Source organism: Bdellovibrio sp. HCB290 (genome assembly GCF_047305925.1).
Classification (GTDB): Bacteria; Bdellovibrionota; Bdellovibrionia; order Bdellovibrionales; family Bdellovibrionaceae; genus Bdellovibrio.
This window is the reverse complement of the sequence record NZ_CP178620.1, coordinates 2,209,519-2,230,851: the sequence shown is the minus strand read 5'-3', so window position 1 is coordinate 2,230,851 and position 21,333 is coordinate 2,209,519. Positions and strand designations below refer to the sequence as shown.

At 45.8% G+C, this 21,333-nt stretch carries 21 protein-coding genes; 9 read left to right on the top strand and 12 right to left on the bottom strand.

What is annotated here, in order from left to right; translation table 11 throughout:
• Positions 1 to 11 precede the first annotated feature (11 nt).
• The 5 genes from ileS (at position 12) to ACLVWU_RS11020 (ending at position 6,801) form a co-directional block, all read left to right on the top strand.
• Positions 12 to 3,176, top strand: a complete 3,165-nt coding sequence (gene ileS / locus ACLVWU_RS11040) for an isoleucine--tRNA ligase (protein WP_413574755.1) — start codon at positions 12 to 14, stop codon at positions 3,174 to 3,176.
• On the top strand, positions 3,176 to 3,913 hold the full coding sequence (gene tsaA, locus ACLVWU_RS11035) for a tRNA (N6-threonylcarbamoyladenosine(37)-N6)-methyltransferase TrmO (protein ID WP_413574754.1): 738 nt from the start codon (positions 3,176 to 3,178) through the stop codon (positions 3,911 to 3,913). The genes ileS and tsaA overlap by 1 nt, the downstream gene beginning before the upstream one ends.
• Positions 3,914 to 3,926: 13 nt before the next feature.
• Positions 3,927 to 4,676 (top strand): tyrosine-protein phosphatase, encoded by a 750-nt coding sequence (locus tag ACLVWU_RS11030; RefSeq protein ID WP_413574753.1) that lies wholly within the window; start codon positions 3,927 to 3,929, stop codon positions 4,674 to 4,676.
• 60 nt (positions 4,677 to 4,736) lie between these two features.
• Positions 4,737 to 6,338: a tryptophan halogenase family protein gene (locus ACLVWU_RS11025; protein WP_413574752.1), complete on the top strand. Its 1,602-nt coding sequence runs from the start codon at positions 4,737 to 4,739 to the stop codon at positions 6,336 to 6,338.
• A 61-nt stretch (positions 6,339 to 6,399) separates the two neighbouring features.
• Positions 6,400 to 6,801 (top strand): hypothetical protein, encoded by a 402-nt coding sequence (locus tag ACLVWU_RS11020; protein WP_413574751.1) that lies wholly within the window; start codon positions 6,400 to 6,402, stop codon positions 6,799 to 6,801.
• A gap of 77 nt (positions 6,802 to 6,878) precedes the next feature.
• On the opposite strand, the gene gloB is transcribed toward ACLVWU_RS11020, so the two are convergent.
• Positions 6,879 to 7,637 carry a hydroxyacylglutathione hydrolase gene (gene gloB / locus ACLVWU_RS11015; protein ID WP_413574750.1) on the bottom strand — a complete coding sequence of 253 codons (759 nt, stop codon included), beginning with the start codon at positions 7,635 to 7,637 and terminating at the stop codon, positions 6,879 to 6,881.
• Complete coding sequence (locus ACLVWU_RS11010; RefSeq protein ID WP_413574749.1) at positions 7,612 to 8,481, bottom strand: ATP-grasp domain-containing protein; 870 nt, start codon at positions 8,479 to 8,481, stop codon at positions 7,612 to 7,614. Before ACLVWU_RS11010 ends, gloB begins: the two co-directional genes overlap by 26 nt.
• Positions 8,482 to 8,528: 47 nt before the next feature.
• On the opposite strand from ACLVWU_RS11010, the gene ACLVWU_RS11005 reads away from it, so the two are divergent.
• A complete protein-coding gene (locus tag ACLVWU_RS11005; protein WP_413574748.1) occupies positions 8,529 to 8,969 on the top strand; it encodes a bacterioferritin-associated ferredoxin in 441 nt (146 codons plus the stop codon).
• Here ACLVWU_RS11005 and ACLVWU_RS11000 read toward each other — a convergent pair.
• Entirely contained in the window at positions 8,966 to 9,238 is a 273-nt protein-coding gene (locus ACLVWU_RS11000; RefSeq protein WP_413574747.1) for a (2Fe-2S)-binding protein, read from the bottom strand. The genes ACLVWU_RS11005 and ACLVWU_RS11000 overlap by 4 nt on opposite strands.
• Positions 9,239 to 9,376: 138 nt before the next feature.
• Here ACLVWU_RS11000 and greA point away from each other — a divergent pair, with 138 nt between their 5' ends.
• The 3 genes from greA (at position 9,377) to ACLVWU_RS10985 (ending at position 12,691) form a co-directional block, all read left to right on the top strand.
• Complete coding sequence (greA, locus tag ACLVWU_RS10995; protein ID WP_413574746.1) at positions 9,377 to 9,865, top strand: transcription elongation factor GreA; 489 nt, start codon at positions 9,377 to 9,379, stop codon at positions 9,863 to 9,865.
• Between the two features lie 76 nt (positions 9,866 to 9,941).
• Positions 9,942 to 11,912, top strand: a complete 1,971-nt coding sequence (locus tag ACLVWU_RS10990; RefSeq protein ID WP_413574745.1) for a hypothetical protein — start codon at positions 9,942 to 9,944, stop codon at positions 11,910 to 11,912.
• On the top strand, positions 11,909 to 12,691 hold the full coding sequence (locus ACLVWU_RS10985; RefSeq protein WP_413574744.1) for a glycerophosphodiester phosphodiesterase: 783 nt from the start codon (positions 11,909 to 11,911) through the stop codon (positions 12,689 to 12,691). Before ACLVWU_RS10990 ends, ACLVWU_RS10985 begins: the two co-directional genes overlap by 4 nt.
• 155 nt (positions 12,692 to 12,846) lie before the next feature.
• On the opposite strand, the gene ACLVWU_RS10980 is transcribed toward ACLVWU_RS10985, so the two are convergent.
• The 9 genes from ACLVWU_RS10980 to ACLVWU_RS10940 all read right to left on the bottom strand — a co-directional run bounded on the left by ACLVWU_RS10980 (position 12,847) and on the right by ACLVWU_RS10940 (position 21,326).
• Positions 12,847 to 13,734, bottom strand: a complete 888-nt coding sequence (locus ACLVWU_RS10980) for an aminoglycoside phosphotransferase family protein (RefSeq protein ID WP_413574743.1) — start codon at positions 13,732 to 13,734, stop codon at positions 12,847 to 12,849.
• 178 nt (positions 13,735 to 13,912) lie between these two features.
• On the bottom strand, positions 13,913 to 14,158 hold the full coding sequence (gene tatA / locus ACLVWU_RS10975; RefSeq protein ID WP_413574742.1) for a twin-arginine translocase TatA/TatE family subunit: 246 nt from the start codon (positions 14,156 to 14,158) through the stop codon (positions 13,913 to 13,915).
• Between the two features lie 18 nt (positions 14,159 to 14,176).
• Positions 14,177 to 14,425 (bottom strand): twin-arginine translocase TatA/TatE family subunit, encoded by a 249-nt coding sequence (gene tatA, locus ACLVWU_RS10970; RefSeq protein WP_413574741.1) that lies wholly within the window; start codon positions 14,423 to 14,425, stop codon positions 14,177 to 14,179.
• A gap of 78 nt (positions 14,426 to 14,503) precedes the next feature.
• Positions 14,504 to 14,983, bottom strand: a complete 480-nt coding sequence (locus ACLVWU_RS10965; protein WP_413574740.1) for a hypothetical protein — start codon at positions 14,981 to 14,983, stop codon at positions 14,504 to 14,506.
• Between the two features lie 290 nt (positions 14,984 to 15,273).
• A complete protein-coding gene (locus tag ACLVWU_RS10960) occupies positions 15,274 to 16,215 on the bottom strand; it encodes a hypothetical protein (protein ID WP_413574739.1) in 942 nt (313 codons plus the stop codon).
• A 29-nt stretch (positions 16,216 to 16,244) separates the two neighbouring features.
• A complete protein-coding gene (locus ACLVWU_RS10955) occupies positions 16,245 to 17,171 on the bottom strand; it encodes a hypothetical protein (RefSeq protein ID WP_413574738.1) in 927 nt (308 codons plus the stop codon).
• 247 nt (positions 17,172 to 17,418) lie between these two features.
• A complete protein-coding gene (locus ACLVWU_RS10950) occupies positions 17,419 to 18,615 on the bottom strand; it encodes an ABC transporter permease (protein WP_413574737.1) in 1,197 nt (398 codons plus the stop codon).
• A gap of 27 nt (positions 18,616 to 18,642) precedes the next feature.
• The gene (locus ACLVWU_RS10945; RefSeq protein ID WP_413574736.1) at positions 18,643 to 19,614 is read right to left on the bottom strand and encodes an ABC transporter permease; all 972 of its coding nucleotides are present in this window, start codon (positions 19,612 to 19,614) and stop codon (positions 18,643 to 18,645) included.
• Between the two features lie 23 nt (positions 19,615 to 19,637).
• Entirely contained in the window at positions 19,638 to 21,326 is a 1,689-nt protein-coding gene (locus tag ACLVWU_RS10940; RefSeq protein ID WP_413574735.1) for a peptide ABC transporter substrate-binding protein, read from the bottom strand.
• Between the last annotated feature and the right edge of the window lie 7 nt (positions 21,327 to 21,333).

Here is a 21,333-nt window from a genome sequence, read left to right as displayed (position 1 = left end):
CTTAACTACCTATGACGAATGCAAAAGACACCCAAAAGACTCCTTATAGCGCTGTAAAACCTGATGTCCAACTTGCCAAGCAAGAAGAGGGCATTCTTGATTTCTGGGATCAACAAAAGATTTTTCAACAAACTTTGGATCCTAAAGGCAAAAAAACATACAGCTTCTATGACGGTCCTCCGTTTGCGACAGGTCTTCCTCACTACGGGCATTTACTTGCCGGTGTTTTGAAAGACGTTGTTCCTCGTTACTGGACGATGAAGGGCTACACAGTGCCTCGTCGTTTCGGTTGGGACTGCCACGGTCTTCCGGTAGAGTACGAAATCAACAAGACTCATAAAATTGAATCCCGCAAAGACGTTTTCAAAATGGGTGTGGCTGAATACAACGACGCTTGTCGCTCGATTGTAAAACGCTACTCGACTGAGTGGAAAACAACTGTACGCAGAGTCGGTCGTTGGGTGGATATGGAAAATCCATACTTCACTATGGACGTTTCTTTCATGCAGTCCGTGTGGTGGGTGTTCCAGGAGCTTTTCAAAAAAGGTCTTATCTATGAAGGCTACAAAGTTGTTCCTTACTCTGTAGGGATCTCGACGTCGCTTTCAAATTTCGAAGCGAATCAAAACTATAAAATGGTTCAAGACCCTGCGATCACGGTGATGTTTAAACTCATCAACCAGCCCGATACTGCAGTGATGGCTTGGACGACGACTCCTTGGACTCTTCCATCGAACATGGCTTTGGCTGTGGGCGTGGAAATGGATTACGTCAAGGTTCAAGAAAAAGCGACAGGTCGTAAATTGATCCTGGCGCAAGCGCTGCTTCCATCTGTGTTCAAAAAACCAGATGAAGAAGTTGAAGTATTGCAAATGATGAAGGGCTCTGAGCTTGTGGGTCTGACTTACGAACCTCTATTCCCATACTTTGGCGACCGCGCTGAAAAAGGTGCGTTCCGTATTATCACTTCAGATCACGTAACGACTGAATCCGGTACGGGTGTGGTTCATATGGCACCAGCATTCGGTGAGGAAGATTACTATGCTTGTGCGAAAGCTGGCATCCCATTGGTAAACCCAGTGGACGATGACGGTATGTTCACCGCAGAAGTTCCGGATTATCAAGGTAAGCGCGTTAAAGAAGCGGATAAAGACATCATCGCGGCTTTGAAGGCCAAAGGGAACTTGTTCAAACAAGATACTATCCAACATAGTTACCCATACTGCTATCGTTCTGATACTCCGCTGATCTATCGTGCGGTGTCTTCATGGTTTGTGGCTGTTGAAAAAATCAAAGAGCAATTAATTGCGAACAACAAGCAAACTCAATGGGTTCCGGATCATCTTCGTGATGGTCGCTTCGGTAACTGGTTGGAAGGTGCTCGGGACTGGGCGATCTCTCGTAATCGTTTCTGGGGTACGCCACTTCCTATCTGGAGAAATGCAGAAGGCGAAGTGATGTGTATCGGCTCACGTGCGGAGCTTGAAAAACTATCCGGCCAAAAAGTTGAAGATCTTCATATTGAGTTCGTTGATAAAATCACGATCCCTTCCCCAACGGGTAAATCACCACTTAAACGTGTTGATGGCGTTTTGGACTGCTGGTTCGAGTCGGGTTCTATGCCATACGCGCAGTGGGGTTTCCCTGAAGCGAATGTGGAAGAATTCAAAAAAGCTTTCCCAGCGGACTTCATTGCTGAAGGTTTGGACCAAACTCGTGGTTGGTTCTATACGCTTTCGATCATTGGGACTGCTTTGTTCAACCAAGCTCCATTCAAAAACGTTGTTGTGAATGGTCTGGTGTTGGCTGAAGACGGTCGTAAGATGTCGAAGAGCTTGAAAAACTATCCTGATCCAATGGAAGTATTGAATCAGCATGGTGCGGATGCTTTGCGTCTGTATTTGATCGACTCTCCAGTTGTGAAAGCTCAGGAATTGAAATTCTCTGAAAAAGGCGTTTACGACATCGTTCGTAAAATCCTATTGAGATGGTGGAATTCTTATTCGTTCTTCGCGAACTACGCGAACATCGATGGCTTCGTGCCAAAAGGCGATGCTAAGAAATCTCCGAATATTTTAGACCAATGGGTTCTTTCCCGTTTGAACGGTTTGATCGCGAACACTCACAAAGAGATGGACGCTTATCGCCTGTACAACGTGGTTCCTCATTTACTTCAATTCATCGAAGACCTGACGAACACGTACATCCGTTTCAACCGTTCGTTGTTTTGGCAAGAAGGCATGCCTGAAACAAAACGTTACGCGTACGAGACTTTGCATGAAGTACTTGTGACGTTGTCACGTTTGATGGCGCCGTTTGCTCCGTTCATGTCGGAAGTGACTTACAAAAACCTGTCACAAGTTCTTCCGAACAAGAAGGACTCTGTTCATTTGGAAAGCTTCCCACCAGAAGATCTTTCTATGCTTCGTCCAGAGCTTGAAGAAGCGGTGAAGGCGATGGACACATTGGTCACGTTGGGTCGTAATCACCGTGAAAAAATCGGGGTGAAGGCGAAAATCCCATTGAATGAAATCAAAATCATCCACAGAAGTGCAACGTTGCTTGAGACTTTGAAAAAGTTCGAACCGTTCTTCGTTGATGAATTGAACTTCCGTAAAGTTGTTTACAACTCGAACGAAGACCAATTCGTACAAGTAACTGCCAAGGCAAACTTCCCAGTATTGGGTAAACGCCTAGGACCTAAGATGAAATCAGTGGGCGCAGGCATCATGGCCTTGCCTCTGGAAAGCATCCTGAAACTTGAAACGGGTGGTTCTGTTACGGTTGATGGTGAAGAGATCACACTAGCTGACGTTGAAATCCGCAGAGCCCCTAAAGGTGGCAACGCGAACTTGTCAGTGCACCAAGTGGTATCGATCGAGGTGGATCCAACAGTCACGCCTGAACAAGAGCGTGAAGGTTTGGCTCGCGAAATCATGCGCAAGATCCAAGTTGCCCGCAAAACAGCCGATTTTAAGCTAGATGACAAAATCACTCTAGAAATCGCCTGCGACGGCGCTTTGCTTGACGCTTTGAACGCGCACAAGGACATGATCACTTCCGAAACTTTGACAGCTAAATTGAATATCCTGCCAATGACTGCAACTCCAAAAGGTGCACACGTTGATGACTCTGACATCGATGGCGCTCCAATCAAAATTGGTGTTCAGAACTAATGCAAAAGCATGGCGAGAGTTTTGAATTTTCAGCGATAGGGCATGTGCAAACACCCTTTCATGATAAATTTGGAATTCCTCGCCAGCCGGGTCTTGCGAATCCTGCTAAAGGAATTATTAAACTTCTTCCTGATCCGGATTTGTTGACGGCCATTCGTAGCATGGAAGAATTCTCACACTTGTGGATCGTCTTTGTCTTTCACGAACACGGGGGCAAAAACTGGAAACCCAGCATTCGTCCGCCGCGTTTGGGTGGGAATCGCAAAGTCGGCGTGCTGGCTTCGCGCTCTCCGCACCGACCAAATCCCATTGGTATGTCTGCCGTAAAAATTGAAAAAATTGATTTCGATGCCAAGGGCGGCCCCGAGATTCACGTTCACGGTGTGGATCTTCTTGATGGAACGCCGGTGCTTGATATTAAGCCCTATATTCCCTACGCAGACTCCATTCCTGAAGCGAACGCGGGGTGGGCAAGTGATCCCATAGAGCGGACCGATATCGTGTTTTCCATTGAGGCTGAAGCTGAAATCAAAAAGCGTGATCCCGAGGGTGCGAACAATCTTCGCAATCTCATTATCAGCATTCTCGAATTGGACCCACGTCCAGCCTTTCAAAAGCGTCAGGATCCAATAACAGCTCCGCAGAGCTGGGGCCAGAAATACGGCTTTGATATTCTGGGTAGTGATGTAAAATACGAACTACGCGAAGGTCACTTTTACGTCTACGCGATTCAATAAATCGGAGTTCAATTTGAAACTAACGGGTGCCATCAATTTCCGCGATTTAGGCGGTCATGTTTCTGTTCAAGGTCATCAGCTTAAATCAGGTCAGTTTTTTCGTTCGGGCGCTTTGAATAAACTTACCAGTGATGATGTCGTTTTACTGCAAACCAAGATCGGCCATGTGATCGACTTCCGTGATCCGTCAGAAGCGTCTCATGATAAAGACGTTTTGTGGGATGGGGTGGTTTATGAAAACTGTCCAGCCAATCCTGTGGCCTATCGCATGAGTGCGAACTTGGGTTCCTTTTTTACCAAAGAACATCTGGAAAATATTCCTCCACAGTATATGGAAAAATTGTATCGCACTTTACCTTTCGATAACTCTGCCTATCACCGCATGTTTGCCGTGATGGACGAAATGCAGGGTAAGGGCATGCTTCAGCACTGCGCTGTCGGCAAGGATCGAACAGGTGTGGGAACAGCGTTGTTGTTGTTGGGCCTGGGTGTGGAAGAAAACCAAGTCATGCAGGATTACCTGACGACGCAAACGGGCCTAGAGCCGTTCCGTAATAACCTGATGACCCAGTTTCAGGGGATTCTGTCAGGAAAAGCCATGGAAGGATTTCAGTACATGATGGGCGCTCACGAGACCTTTTTGAATGCGGCCCTGGAAGAAATGAAGTCCAAAGCAGGCAGCGTTCAGAAATTTTTACTTAGCGAATATGGCGTAACGGACCAGCGCCGCTCAAAATGGCAGCAAAAGTTCTTTGAGTCTTAAAGACCTTTGAATCCTAAGCGACGTTATGGGATAACCGGGCCTCTTAAGTGAGGTTTTTCCATGGCGTCTTTGTCCGAGCAAATCGACACAGCTTTTGATCTTAGTTACCTGAATTTTTCCAAATATCCAGCCACAGAAATCAAATCCATCGGAATCCTGGGCGGCGGAACAGCCGGTTACCTGGCGGCCTTAGCGCTTAAAAAATTGCACCCTAAAATCCAAACCTCGGTGATTGAATCCAGTAAAATTCCGGTGATCGGCGTGGGCGAGTCCACAACCACAGAGATCGTGCCTTTCCTGCACAGAACTTTGGGTATTGATCCGCAGGAGTTCTTTCAGGCGGTGAAGCCAACAATCAAATTGGGAATTCGCTTCGACTGGGGCTGCCCAGGGGACTATCACTTTAACTTTAACTTCTTTGCGGGACATCAGCAGGAAAGCTTTTACTACGAAGACCATATCAACAATGCCAATTGGGCATCGGTCTTGATGGACAATCATAAAATTCCCGTGGTTCGCGAGAAAAACGGGGAGATGATCTCCTTGCTTCAAAGCATTCCCTTTTCGTATCACATTGATAACAAGAATCTGATCAGCTTTCTGAACAAAATTGTTAAAAGCCGTAACATTCCCATCATCGATGCGGTGGTTGAAAAAGTTCACCAGGACGACAATGATTTTGTGACTTCTGTTGAAACGGATGACGGTCAGAAGCATTCTTTTGATTTGTACATTGATTGCTCGGGTTTCCGTTCGCGCATTTTGGGTCAGGCGCTTAAAACAGAGTTCATTCCCTTCACTTCCACTTTACGAAACAACCGCGCACTGACATTTGATTTGCCTAATAACGGTGACATTCGACCTTACACGCAATGTACGACGATGCCGAATGGCTGGGCATGGACGATTCCCATGCGCACAGAAAATCACTATGGCTATGTGCACTCCACCGATTATTGTGACGAAGCGCAAGCGGTCAAAGAAGCCCGCGAAAGATTCGGTCATTTTGAAAAATACAAAATGGTCGAGTTCCGCACGGGTCGCCACAAAAAAGCCTGGAATAAAAATGTGTTCGGTTTGGGTAACGCTTACGGTTTTGTTGAGCCATTGGAATCCACTGCGATTCAAACAGCCGTTCATAGCATCATGACGTTGTGTAAACTGATGCCGAATAACCACCAGGACAGCTCAAGCATCGCTGCGATCAATCAGGAAATTGCAGCAACTTGGGATACATTCCGTTGGTTCCTGGCAGTTCACTACAAATACAACAAGCAAATGGATACAAAATACTGGCAGGACTGCCGTGCGAACACCGAAATGGGCGATGCTCAGATGGTGGTGGATCTTTTCAATCAGCGCGCACCTTTAAGTGCCAGCAACTTGGGAACAAATTCTCCGTATACGGCTTGCGAGGCCCTGGTCTTTAATAGCTACAGCTATGATACCTTGCTTTACGGTCAAAAGGTTCTGGAGCGCCCTCCAATGCGTCCTAAGATGTCCAAAGAAGAATACGTGCAGCGCACGCTGTCTTACCAGGAACTTACTAAAAAGGCCCTGACGCTTCATGAGCTATTCACTGAGGACTATTTAATTGAAGGTGGGCTGCTGGAGCAGCTTTTCGAGGACCAAGACACTTGGATTGTTGAAACCGAAGCATAATTTTTGGCGACTTTTTGGGGTGTCTGCGGTATGGATGCCCCATCAAAACAAAGGATAGATCATGAAATCAGCAGTTATCGCACTAACTCTTCTATTTGCTTCCGTTTCTTTCGCTAATGAGCGCGTTTTCGATTGCGCTGTAACTCAGTTGAACAAAAATGCTGAAATCCCAGCTGAATTGGATCTTAAAAACAATCCCCAAGTTTTGTTCCGCCATGGTTTGAAACAATGGTCTTTGCAAGTTGGTGGTTTGAAATTGGACACTCGTGATTTGACCGGTCCAGCATTGTGGTTGGATGTTGATTCAACTCCATCTTCTGTTGAATACATTTTCTCTGTTGAAGGTTCTACTGAGTTCGAACTTTCTGTAAACGTAAAAGACCACTCTGCACAGCTTTACTACTGGGGCTTGGGTGAAAAAACGACTGTTGGCTCTTTCGCTTGCGAAGTGATCGAACAGTAAAAAGGTACGGACTTACTTTATCCAAATAAAAAAAAGGCTTCTGATTATCAGAAGCCTTTTTTATTTTTAAGGCACTATTATTGTCGATTGCGCAGATCGCGAAGATATGAAAATTGCGCGACGGATTTCGCTAACAAAAACGGATTCACACTTAACTCAACCGATAGTTTCAATGGGACCGAGGGCAGATTCATCTCGCGGCGTGAAAGCAATTGGTTTGCATACATCTCCAGTTCCTCGCTGTCTCCGGTGATCGGGGAGTTGTCGAGGTTGGAGAGCATTTTACAAAATGTCAGATTGGCTTCGGTGTATTCATGCGTGCAATAGACCAAAGTTTCCGAAGGCAGGTTTTTTAAACGTTGAATGCTGTCGTAGGCCTGCTCATAAGTGCCTTCAAAAATTCGACCGCAGCCCAATCCAAACAGAACGTCGCCTGAAAACAACCATTTAAATTTTGGCTCCCAGTAGGCAACATGTCCCAGTGTGTGGCCGGGAAGTTCCAGCACTTCAAATTCGAATGGGCCGAGTTTGATTTTTTCGCCATCAGAAACCCAGCTGTCGGCAGTGATAATTTGGGTTTTGTTTTTTTTAGGAGCGTAAATCGGAGCAGGGTGTTCGCTGATTAAGGCTCTTACCCCACCGATGTGATCGTTGTGGTGATGGGTTAACAGAACACCTTGAAGTTTCAGATTGTTTTCTTTCAAAAATTGAGAGGTTTTTGCAGCTTCACCTGGATCCACAACAAGGACCTCTTGATTGTCCTGGTCAATCAAGCAGAAGACATAGTTGTCTTCAAAGATTGGAATCAGCTCAACGCGAGGTCTGATGCTTGTCATAAAGCTCCTCCGCATATTGAATGATGCTGCTTGCAAGGTTCTTCTTACTATATTTTTCTATGCCCTCGAGCCCCGGACAAGGGTTTGCCTCTAAAACCAGACTGCCTTTACGCGTTCGCAATAGATCCACACCAGAGACTTGTAGACCCAAAAGACGAGTCGCCTTTAAAATCAATTCAGATTCCCCGGGTAGAAGTTCACATGCTTCGGCCGTACCACCTAAAGCAAGATTGCTGCGGAACTCTCCCGGCTGAGCCGTGCGCTTCATCACTGCATGAATCTGATCTCCAATAACAAATGCCCTCACGTCAGTACCAAAAGCTTCAGGAAAAAACTCTTGAACAATCAATTCAGCATCCCCAGTTTTCTGAAAAATCTCATAAATTTCTTCCACAGATTTAGCCAGAAAAACACCATCGCCCTTGCTGGATTCCAACTGCTTAACAATGACCGGGAATTCCAGAGGTAACAGTTTCCTTTCTGTACTGCCGCGCAGTACAGAAAGGAAACTGTTACCTAAAAACGTCGGAGGAGTTGCAATGTGATTTGCGCTCAGTGCCTGATAGGTCTGCCATTTGTTGCGAGCCACTGAATAATTTTGAGACGGGTTTAACGAAACGGCGGCCATGGATTCAAGGGCTCCCAAAACCTTCACAGCCCCTTGAAATTGAAAGCTGCTGATGCGGGGGATGATAATATCCGGCTTGATTTTCAAACGCTCCAAGGGCCATTCAGGATCCCACAGAAGTGGAGTGTGCCCACGGGAAACGATTTCCTCGACCAAACGATGGCTGCTGTAAATTTCAAACTTTCGACTGAGCAGTAGTATTTTGAGATTTAACATAACTGGCCTTGGGGCAAGAGGGATCTTCATCTAGAATTATACCTTATATGAAGATTAAAGTCGAACTCGACGGCCGTGATTTTATTGAAGTGGAGACTGAAGGTGATAGCCCTTCAGTGCCGGGCCGGGTTTTGAAAGTCTCGCATGTAGGATGCACTGAATTTATGGACATGATTAAAAAAATGCGCCGCTCGTTTGGCGCGGATATTTCAAAATGGCCTTTGCCAGAAGGGCATGATCACAGCAGCTTGTTGTTGCGTGAGATGGTTTTGCGTCTTCGTGGTGAGTGGCAAGCCGTTGCTGGTGAAACAGAAGTCTGTCACTGCCGTGGCATTTCTGCGCACACTATTGATCAAGCTATTATTGCAGGAGCCCGTACTCCTGAAGTCGTGACTCGTCAGACATCTGCTAGTGCTCAGTGCGGTACGTGTCGACCTGAAGTTCACAAAATGATTCAATATCGTTTGAATCAGCAAAAAGCATCTTAGTCTTTATTCTCGCCACCATCTTCTTTCACTAAAATTTTACCAGATAAATCCTCCTGAATTTTTTCAGGGAATTGACCGGTTCTTAAATAGTGATCCAGAAGGGGTGCGAGTTTGCGTCGGCAGGATCCACCGCAGGGGCCAACCCCGGCGGTGGTGGTGTCGAAGATTTCATTCAGGGTCTTGGCCCCATCTGTGATAGCCTTTTCAATGGTCGCTCGGGACACATTGTTGCAGCGGCAGATGATTTCGGATTTCTTTTTTTGACCCATATGGGGTTATGGTACGCCTCTAGAATATGCGGCTCAATGCATTATCCAAATGCGCTGCGTCGAGTCTAGGCAGGGGTGCGGTTGATAAGTTTGCCGAAGTCCGGTAAAAGTAATGTCCCTTTAACGGTGGAGATAGACATGTCTACAGGTATTAACGACAAACTTCCAATGACAGTTCGCGGAAAAGCGTTGCTAGATGCAGAGCTTAAGAAGCTATTGTTAGAGGAAAGACCCACAATCATCGCCGCTATTGAAGAGGCGCGTGCTCAAGGGGATATCTCTGAAAATGCTGAATATGAATCCGCTAAAGAGCGCCAGTCTATGATTGAAGGCCGTATTGCTGAAATCCAAGGCAAATTGGCGGGCGCTGACGTGATCGACGTATCTGCTATCAAAGCAGACCGTGTTGTATTCGGTGCGCATGTTAAAGCTGTTGATACAGAATCTGAAGAAGAAGTGGCTTATCAAATCGTAGGCGTTGACGAGGCTGACGTTAAAAAAGGCATGATCTCTGTGCTTTCTCCGTTGGCGCGCGCATTGATCGGTAAAAAAGTGGGCGACACTGTAACAGTGCAAAGCCCTAAAGGTGACAAGGAATTCGAAATCCTTCACTTCGAGTACAAATAGCCCAAAGGGTCACGCCGGAGCTTTAGCGAAGGCGGATTTCACTTGGCGAGTATGATCTTTCGAATAAGAATAGGTCATGGATCGTCGCAGTCGTTCTGATAAATATTTGATCTCTGAACAGCCAGGAATGAAAATCCTTTTAACGGGTTTGATCCTGGCTTTTCTTATTGGCTACACCACCAGTTCTTTGCTTTCTCCACAAAGAATCAAATCGCAATTGGAAAAAGCGGCAAGCCATATTCACAAAGATATTAAAGTCTCGTTTGATTCAGCTGAGCTCAGTCTGGCTAATGGAATTCTGCCCCGATTCTCGGTCGTGATTAAACAAGTGCGCATGGAATCTGATCAAGCGTGCTGGATGTCGCCGGTTTTGGAAATCGATGAAATGCGTCTGCCGCTTTCACTGTGGGGATTGATCTCTAAAGAGTCTCCGGTGAAAACCATCAATGCCGACAATGTGGTTCTGACTTTGCGTGGAACTGTGGAAGCTTGTGAAAAAGAAAAGCAACAAGCCAACGAAAACAACCATCGTCCGAAAGAAAGCGCACCTTTGGTGAAATTGTCTCCATTGGAACAAGCCGAAAAGTACCGCAACGATATCAGCGGACTGAATATCAGCAGCTTCAAAATTATTTCCGCGCAGTATCCCCAGTATCCTTCCGAGTTTTTAAGTTTCAAGGCGCAGGTTAAATCTTTCGAGCCCCGCGTGGTTGAAGTTCATGCCAAAACGAATTTCCTAAAAGACGAAACCGTCGGGGACTATCTGTCCCATGCGAATCTGTTTTTGGAATACAAAGAAATGCCCGAGCAATCCCTGCAGGCACATTTTTTCGGAAACTGGCGTGAAGGTCACTACAGCGTGATTGCGCATTATTCACTTTTGGATCATATGCTGAACGTGGAAACCGATGTGAAGCACATTCCGCTAAGTCAGGTGCTTCAGGTTTTGCAAAAGTACGACATGGTTTCAAAAGATCTGAACGGCAAGCAGGTTTGGATTTCCGCGAAAGCCCGCATGCGGGGCGAGGCCGAAAAACTTAAGTCTGCTCCCTTTGAAGTTAAAGATCTGCGCTTGGAAGGCGATCTTGGCGAAATGAGTGTCGAAAACGCATCGTTCACTTCGGTGGATCCACTTCGCTATAAGCCGTTTTTGATCGATATCAAAAACATGCGCATCGATAAGCTGTTGGCCTTTATCAATCGTCCGGAAAAAGCGCGCTTCTTTGGTGATCTGGGATCCTTTACAGGCCAGGCCGAGTTCGTGTCTGAAAAAGACATGCGCATGGTGGGCGAGCATCAGGGCTTGCAGTTTATTTTCTCAAACAAAAGCCGCCGTGAAAATCAATTCGTCGATCGCATTGCGGGCGAGATTTCCCTTAAAGGCGATACTTGGAATATAGCGGTTAATCGCGCTGAACCCCGTGGTGGAAGTTTTATTGGTAACATCAAAGTTAAAGCCGACCGTGACTTTAAAGATGTTCAGCTAAATTCCAATATTGACGAAGTGACATTGGCTCCGGTGATTCAATCATTGATGACCAATGGCGGGGAGATCGGTGTTCTAAGTCTGAATGCGGAAGCTCGCCTGATTCAGGGCAAGGCTTCATTTGTAAAAGGCACGGCGCAGTTGAATACTTTGGATGTTGAAGGCATGACCTTCGGAAAATCCAAAGCGAAGTTTGATTTGCAGCACGGGGAAATCGTCATGAACGCCCAGGCGCAAAGTCTGAATGTCGAGGATGACTCTGCGGGTGCAGAAGTTTTAAAATCAGTAACGCCAAATTCTTGGTGGGTGGATCAGATTCTTTCTTTGAAAGACCTGCGCGGCGATGTTCGCTTGAAAAGCAATCAAAGTCTGCAGTGGACGGGACTTGAAGCGAAAGCTGGCAAAGATGGCAAAATCACGACCTCAGGTTCCTGGGATGAATTCGGAATGCTAAAAGGTAACGTGCAGACGAAGGACGGCAAAGTCACTCGCAAGTTTCAGATCAAAGGCAATCGCGATATTCCAACGTTTACCGAAGAATCCGGCAAGGCCACTAAATGATTTATCTCGCGCTGCTGGTCTTGTGCGCTTTTGGATTTCTGCTTTACCGGCACCTGTGCTGGAAAGCGGAACCCTGGCCTAAGAACGGAGTGCGCCCACCACGTATCCAAGGACATCGCGGTTATTGGCAGGGCGGAGCCCAGGAAAACACTTTGGCTGCGTTTAAGGCTGCCAAAGAGCGCGGTCTTGAGATGATTGAAATGGATGTGCAGCTTTCCAAAGACGGTCACGTCGTGGTCTTTCACGACGAGGATCTGAAACGCATCGCCAACGACCCAAGAAAAGTGGCAGACGTCTCCGCCGCAGAGCTTGAACAAATGGCGAACGTCCCAACCTTGCGCGAAGTTTTGCTAAGCCCTGATGTGCCGAAGTACTTAAATATCGAATTGAAAACCAAAAAGGCAACGGATCACAGGCTGGAAGAAAAAGTGGCGCGAGTAGTGCGTGAAACGGATGCCTTCCAAAGAATTTTGTTTTCAAGCTTCAACCCACTGGCCGTGCGCGTATTGCATCGCCTGCTACCGCAAGTACCAAGAGCATTACTAGCAACCAAAGAAAAAGACCCAGCCAATCGCTGGTACTTAAAGTTGATGTTCTTTGCGCCCTATATCCACGCCAACATCCTGCACCTGGATCACCGCTACGTAACCATCCCGCAGCTAAAAAAATACATAAAGCGGGGAGTGCCAGTAAGCTTCTGGACCGTTAACGAATCCCCCCGCGCCGAAGAGTTACTCGCCAACGGCGCCCAATCCATCATCTCCGACACCTTGAGGTAACAGTTCCCTTTTCGTACTGCGCTGCCGCACCCGTAGCGGATGTGGAAATGCGAAACGTGTGATGAGTTGTTCGCTGAACTAATAAAGGCACTGCTTTTTAAGCCAGTGCCTTTCGATAGCGAACTTGTCTAACTAACAAGGGGCTTTATTCAAAATCAATCTTCGAAAATCTTCTCTGCTATTTTTTGACATCTCTGAATACCTTCGGGAGTAAGATCTTTATTGAAGGCTAAGCCATAGATACTGTTGTTATAGAGAGCCCAGCCTTTGGCGCGATCCCATATTCCAGTATCATAGCCAAGGTGGTCTTTAAATAAATCTCGAGCAGGTTTATCGAAAAGAGTCCATGCGATCTTTAGGTCACAAGCGGGATCACCCACTCCCATTGTTCCAAAATCTATCACGGCAGCAAGCTTTCCGTCTTTCTCAATGAAATTCCCAGTGTTCATGTCACCGTGGAACCATACTGGTTTTTTAACAATTTCAGAACTCACTGCACGCGACCAAATTTCTTTGGCGGCATTGATATCGATATAGCGATCAATCTTTTCAAAGGCCTCTTGAACCTTTGCATCGTTTACTTTGGGCGAGGCTCCATGGAAAAAATTTTCTTCTCCTGGCTCTAGACCACCGGCACCATCTATTGCATGCAGTTCTTTCAAAAAATCAGCCAAAGGAACCGCAAGTTGTTGCAATTCTTTTCGTGTAAATGAATTAAAACTCGTTCCTTCAATCCATCTACAAACAGACCAGTGCCATGGATATTCCGCGCTAGGTTTTCCCAATGCAATGACTTCGGGAATCTGAATCGACAAGTGTGGGGCCAGCTTATGCAGCCACTGATGTTCTCGAAGAGGTTGGGTGGAAAATGATTTCAGGCGTGGCAGGCGAACGGACAATTCATCGCCGAGATGGAATGTGACATTATCGAAGCCACTTTTCTTAACTGGTCTGATCTCTAAGGATGACCATTGCGGAAATTGATCTTCAATTAATCTCTTGACCAGGGATACGGTTATTTCAGGAGTAAATTCTTCGTTCATTTCCGGCATGCATATCAGTGTCTTCAGGAATTGTATAGCAATCCAATGATTCCAATCCATCCCACGTTCAATAATTCACAGACTTTGAATTGACGACACAGCCCGTTCCCAAAAAACAAAAAAGCCTTCCGGGAATCCCAGGAAGGCTTTTTATTTACGCAAAATTTGCGGCAAACAACTAAGAGTTATGTGGCTCTTTGTTAGTTTGTGTTTGGTTGACCTGTTGACCTTGGTTTTGGTTGTGGGCCACTTGCTGATTAGGATTTACTTCCTTCACGTCAGCGTCGATTTCGTTCAAACCTTTTTTGAAGCCGCGGATGGCTTGACCCAAAGATTGACCCAATTGAGGCAATTTGCTTGGACCGAAAAAGATCAGGAAGATAAGTGCGATTAAAAGTAAGTGTGTAAGACTTAATGAACCCATTTAGTACTCCCGCAACTCTTAAGAGTTGTGTGTTTCTTTTTGGTTTTGAGTTTGATTAACTTGTTGGTTTTGCTGTTGTTGCTGAGAAACCTGTTGGTGGTTGTCTTTGATGTCTTTTGGATCCACATCAATTTCGTTCAAACCTTGTTTGAAACCACGGATTGCTTTACCCAGGGAAGAACCCAATTGCGGAAGACGGCTTGGTCCGAAGAATACAAGAAAGATCAAACCAAGTAATAGAAGATGCGTAACGCTAAACTCACCCATGAAAACTCCTCCCAGAGCTTTATTTAAGTCTACACGTTTTAGACTGCTCAGGGAGGAAAATCAATACAAGACTGGGGCCTATTGGGCTGTAGTCTCGCTAATTTCGTTCTGGTCTTCGATAACACTTTCGACCCCTAGCGGCACGTCATTAGCGGGCTTAAGTGCAACTACAGGTTCATCAGACGTCGGAGCTATCACTGGAGCTGCCTCAGTTTGAGTCACAGTCTTAGTGGGAAGCTCCTTTGCCACTGCTGGAACGGCTTTAGGTGTATTTGCAGTGTTATTCGTATTCACATTTGCAGAGCCTTTTTTCAGGGCTTTTAGCTGTTTGTCGTACTTGGCTTTCACTGCTGCCAGGTCTTTTTGGTAGGCATCGCGAATCGCTTTTACTTGCGCTGTGTTGTATTCATTCATGCAACCAGAGTAAGTGGAGGCAGCGATTTCTTTAGCCTTAGCGCGGCACATAAGCTCGCCCGAAGCAGGTGCTTGGCTGGCTGGTGCAGCAAAGGTGTTATTCGCAAAAAGAATTGTGAAAAAGAAGGATAGTACCGTTTTCATTAAAGTCTCCTCTAATAAGTCTCAGGCAGACTATTCCAAGTTCCGTGCCCGGATCAGGGGCGACAGGTTCGAGGAGGCATCAAGGGGCGGGAGTTTTTTTCAGGCCTGTACAGCAATTTGGCAGTCGTTAGTACGGCTACTTAATTTCGAATTCATGAATTAGAGAAGGCATTTCCGGAGCCGGGGAAAGGCTGTCATGAATGCGCAGGTGATTTTTTAGTATAAGGTTTCGTTTCACTAAATTTACTCATTCAAAGATTATGGATATTCTGTGTTGAGCTATTTTTGCTCTATTCAATTAAAGTTAAATCCATACCAATCAGTAACAAAACCATCCAGTTCAGCGTTTTCTCGGTCACTAAGTAGGTGTAGTTGTATTCGCTCTTTTGCGAGAACTGTGGTTCTAAAATTCTAAAAGCTTCTTCGTAGCCTTTTTCAATAAATGCGGTTTCGATGATTTTTGTATTACCAGCAGTTTTATAGATGCTCAATGGGCCCAGGAAAACATTAAACATCTGACCATGGATGGAGGTTCCGATACCAACCCCGGCCCAGAAGGTCGCGGATAAAATCTCTTTATGTTTTTTTGCGAATGCAGGAGTCATTCGGCCAACAAGCCCTGGTCGGCGCGGCCCTGGATTGAACTCCAGTGACTCAACAACAACTTTTGAAACAGCCAGTGAATACATATGCTGCGCGAAAAGCTCGCGGCTGACTGCTTCTGGCGAGTGGGTCAGAAGAAATCTGAAAGAGTTCGGTCGGGCTGTGCTGCCACGGAAGATCAAATCCGTAAGTTCTTTATGGGATGTCAGAGCATCAGCAGTATCCCAGGTCAGGATCTTATCAATTGTTTTAAAGATTTTATGACGAAACAGAGGCTGCATTTGCGCAATGGAGGTATTCAACTCCGCCAACTGAACATCCAGGTAGGCTGTGTATTCCTCGATAGATTTCGGTACAAAGCCTTCTTCAATACGAAGTCCTTGTTCCTTAATTTGCTTAAATGCCTTTTCATAGGCCGGCTGATTAAAGTACTTCAACATTTTGGTTGGGAAGTACTTCATTTTAAGATTGCGAAAATATTCAATCGGTCCGCGGTTCGCGCCAGGCGTGGGGGCCATGTCCGCGGATGCAAATACGGTGGAACACTGAACAGGTGACGCGGCCACAGCATTTGTCGCTGTGACCATCATCATCAAAGTAGTAACGATATTAATGAAATATCTGTTCATCCAGTGTTCCTGTAGGAGAGTTGTCGGGCCTATTTAAGCTGGGCTTTCAAGGCTGAAACCTCTGCAACTAGTGCAACGTATTCAGCACTGACTTTTTCTACCAATGCTTTTGCTTCATCGTGCTTGCCATACTTCACTAGGCTTTCAAACTCATTGGCGATCTTAGTTCCTTCATAGTCATCACTTTCTGTCTTAAGCGCGAAGAATGAAGCGATAGAACCGACAGTGAAGCTGATAGCAGAAGCTGCGTAAATGAATCGGTTCTTCCTAATAGCAGATTTCAAAGCTGTTTTTTGAATCTTTCTAATAAGAGCATTGGCATCAGTAACTTTTGTTGTTGGGACTCTATGGACTTCAGCGAAAGTTTCCTCTGTGAAGGTTTTTGCATAGTTCACAACTTTTGCGAAATCTTCGTCGCCCAGTCTTGCAGCTTGCTGTTCTACGTAGTTGATAACTGCTTTACGATTTTCAGGTGTGATTTCGTCCCAATTAATGTATTCAGCTGCAAAGATATAGCCGTATGCAGGTTTTGAGAACTCGTGTCCTGGCTTTGCCAGTGCGCGGATTTTCTCTGAAATTTCGATCACGGACTGTTCAGTTTTCTCATCCATTTCGATGGCATTTTCTTCAACGAAGTTCGTATCAACAAATTTCATCATTGGAGCGGCAGTTGCCAGAAAAGTAGCGCCAATGTAGATCATGGGATGGATTTCAGTAGGTTGTTCTTCGATCTTTTCCAAGGCTACTTGAAGGGTTTCAATTCTTACAGTTTTCTCTGCAATCGTCTTTTCAATTTCCTGGCGCTTGATTTTCGCTTCATTTCTTTTCGCCTTTTCCAATTGCTGCTCAACAGATTGAGGCTGGCGAAGCGGGTGAGCAAATGCCGGAGAAGCCGCGCCTACTGTTAAAGAAATAGACAATGCGGAAAGAACCAAAGTTTTGCTTTTTGATTTCACGAGAACTCCTAATTTTTAATTTTTTAACAACTGGGAGGATTGCTAGCCAGAAGCGGGCCATCTCGATTTGGAGTCAGAATCAATTTAATGCGTTTTCAGACGTAAACAGGTGCAAAGGGTGTGGGCAGGAGCCCAAATTTGGTAGAGGTAACTATAGGTTTTTGTTGCTGATTACAATTGTTTACCCAGCATTTAATCAAGCCTTAAGCCAAAAAAAAAGCCACCCAATGGGTGGCTTTTGCAGTTACTAACGACGAACTGAATTTGGATCTAGAGCGTCTTGAAGACCGTCACCCAGATAATTGAAGCTGATCGTAGTCATCAGAATCAAAATACCCGGAAGGATTGCCAGGAACGGAGCTTGATAGATCAGCTCTTGCGCATTGTTTAGCATATTACCCCAGCTTGGTGTTGGCGGCATGATACCCAAACCCAAGAAAGACAACGCAGCTTCAAACAAAATGGATTCACCAACACCTAAAGTGATGGAAACCAAAATCGGAGCGATAACGTTCGGGAACATGTGGCGCACGATGATCGTGCTGTCCTTCGCGCCAATAGTTCTTGCTGCCAGGATGAATTCACGCTCGCGCAGGGAAAGGATATTTCCACGCACCAAACGCGCAACTGTCATCCACGAGAACACGCAAAGTATAATAACCATCTTAAAGACGGATTCATTTTGTGTGGAGACTATCGCATTAAGAACCGGAATCTTAGTGAAGTCGATAGCTGCCATCACGATCAAAACCGGGATTGTTGGCAAGCTTAACAGGGAATCTGTTACACGCATTAGGATAGTGTCAATCCAGCCGCCATAATAACCTGCGATACTGCCGATCAATAGACCAATCAGTGCAGAAGCAATGGCCACCAGAACACCAACACCCATGGAAACACGAGTTCCGTAAACCAGGCGGATGAAAACATCGCGGCCCAGTTCATCTGTTCCAAACAAATGGAAAGATTTAAAGCCATCAAAGGTTTCCAAAAGTTCTTTGGTTTCAGGGATCGCTAAAGATTTAAAAATACCGATTGCCTCAGGAACTTCTTTGGCGCCGACATCATAGATGGCATCGACTTCAGGAACTGTAACCAGACCTTTTTCAACCAGGGCTTTTTGAATTTTATCAGCAGCTTCAGGATTTGCCGTGATGAACTTTTCGATTTCAGTTTCACGAACATCGGGACCGGCCTGAGTCACCGTGAATGGGGCTAAATAGCGGTTCGCTACATTTTGCGCATCGGGATCAAGTCCGGTGATTTGTTCAATTTGATTTGCAAAGATCGCAATGAACATAAAGCAGGCGATGACGACAGCTCCAGCTACAGCCAAAGTATGACGCTTGAATTGGCGCCATACCATTTTCCACATCGGCATGGCCTTGTCGATTTCGGCGCGGTCCTTGTCGGTCAAAGTTGTAGATACGTTTACAGTATTCATAGTTAATTCGCTTCCTGACATCATGACCTACTTGTATGCGATACGTGGATCTGCAAAGCCATAAGCGATATCGGCAACCAGGTTCATCAAAAGAACCATGCTGACCGAGATCACGAATGAAATCATCGCAACGTTATAGTCATTACCAATGATGGAGTCGTAAACCAATTTGCCGACACCTTGGTAAGCAAATACGGTTTCCGTCAACAAGGCACCCGAGAACAAAGTAGAAATACTTAAAGCCAGGATTGTGATCAGTGGAATCAAGGCATTGCGGAAGGCATGCTTCCAGATCACAGTCTTATTAGTTAAACCTTTGGCGCGAGCCGTACGCACGAAATCATTGCGCATAGCTTCGCTCATCGCGGAGCGGGTGAAGCGTGAGAATCTTCCGATTTGTTGAATGGATAATGAAAGAACCGGCAAGACCAGATACTTCGCGCGATCCATTATGTCGGCCCAGAAGCCCATGTTTTCAACCCCGATGGTTTGCGTGCCACCGGCCGGGAAGATTGGAATTTTAACCGCGAAGATAATAATTAAAACGATAGCCAGCCAGAACGAGGGAATTGAAATTCCCGCAAACGAAAACAGATTCATAAAGTAATCCGTTTTGGAGTTGGGTTTCAAAGCCGAAACCACTCCCAGTGGAACCGCGATCAATAGTGACAAGGTCAATGATGCCGCAGAAAGGATAAAGGTGTTCCACAGGCGAGGACCCATCAATTCCTGAACGGGTACTCGGTAAGTACGGCTATAGCCCAGATCACCTGTCACCAGGGATGCGATCCAGTTGCCATAGCGTTTGTAAATTGGTTGATCCAAACCATACAAAGACTTCAGACGGGCAACGTCCTCAGCTGTGATTTTGGGATTGGAGGCCACCATCATGTCCACCGGATCGCCGGGCATCAGGCTCATAAGAACAAAAACCACGTAGGATAGAACGACTATCACAGCGAGTGTTTGTAAAATGCGACGAGTGATAAAAGTAGTCATGGGTAGCCTCTCTTAAATACGAATTACAAAGACCAATCTTCGATATAGTTAGTTTCGTAGAATTGGTGACCGGACATTTTATAGTTCTTAAGATTCTTAGGAACGATAGAAATGTCAGAGCGGTAGTACAATGGAAGTACTGGTACGTCCGTTGTATACTGTTTCAAAATATCATGAACCAAAGTCGTGCGTTTTTTCGCATCAAACTCTAGATCCAAAGCATCTAGGTCTTTGTCAACTTGTGGGTTTACCCAACCCATGTAGTTCTGACCAGACCAGCCGTTTTTGTCAGACGGGATCGCCTTGGATGAAAGAGTGGAACGCGGGGAGTTTTCCGGAGAAGAAACCCACGCAAACAATGCCAGGCCTTCAAACTTACGTTTAGACATTGTGTCGCCGAAGAACACGCGTGCCGGTTGATTTTTAACCAGAACTTCGATGCCGTTTTGCTTCCATTGGTTTTGCAGGTAAACCTGAACCAACTCACGAGTTTTGTTGCCCGCAGTTGTTTGGAACGTCAAAGAAAGGCGTTTGCCATCTTTGGAACGGAAACCATCAGCTCCCATTTTCCAACCAGCTTCATCCAACAATTTACCCGCAGTACGTTTGGAGTACGGGTACAAAGTCACAACCTTTGGATCTTTAGTGAACCAAGGATCTTTTGGGGAGATGTTGTGAACGGCTACTTCCTGGCGGCCTTCGAAAAGGGCTTTAACCAAGTCGTCGCGGTTGATAGAGTTCAAAAGTGCTTTACGAACTCGAACATCTTTCAAGATTGGGTTGTCCAGGTTCAAGTCGATGTGTTCGTAAGTGACAGAAGGAACGAACGTCACAGCGAACGGCAAGGATTCAGCTTTAACTTTTTTCTCGAATGCCAAAGCCTGGTCGAAGTCCATACCAAGTACTGAAACCATATCGATAGTTCCTGAACGCAAGTTCGCTTCCATTGTTCCAGTACTTGCAATCAACTTAACGATCACTTTTTGGATCGCAGGCTTTTTGCCATAGAAGTGTGGATTCGGTGCAAAGGCCACGTGAGAACCCAATTTAACTTCAGTGATCACATAAGGACCGTTGTAAAGACCAGGATTGGTGGGATTGCGAACATAGTTAGAGTTCTTTTCGTAGCCTTCTTTGGCTTTGCTGTTTTTTTCAAACACCGGCAATTCCAAATGCGCTGGCACTGGGAAGAACTGAGCTAGCTGATAGAAGCTCCAGATAGCTTTGTCATATTTGAAAGTACATTTCTTAGGATTTGCCGGATCGATGTCGATTTTCTCAACTTGCGTCCATTGCTCTTTTTCGCCAACAGCAACATTCGGGGACGTTGCAATTTTTTGAGAAGCGATGAAGTCAGCACAGATAACTGGTTTGCCGTCTCCCCATTTAGCGCCGTCAATGATTTCCCAGTTGGCTACAATTTTCTTTTTGCCGCCATCGTCGATGATCTTAGCAGTGCCTTTTTCAAGGGAGGGGATTTCTTTCGCCAATTGCGGAACCCATTTTCCATCCGGAGTCAGATTCACCAGGGAGCGACCCACCATGCGGTACATATAAGCGGAAGCTGACATGGACATGATAATTGGGTTCATAGTCTCGAATTCCTGGGAAATACCGATTTTAAGTTCGGCATTGGAAGGTGCTGCTACAGCCTGAGCACTCAAGCCCAACGCAGCTCCAAGCAACAATCCTTTTGCAAGTCTATTCAACATTCATTTC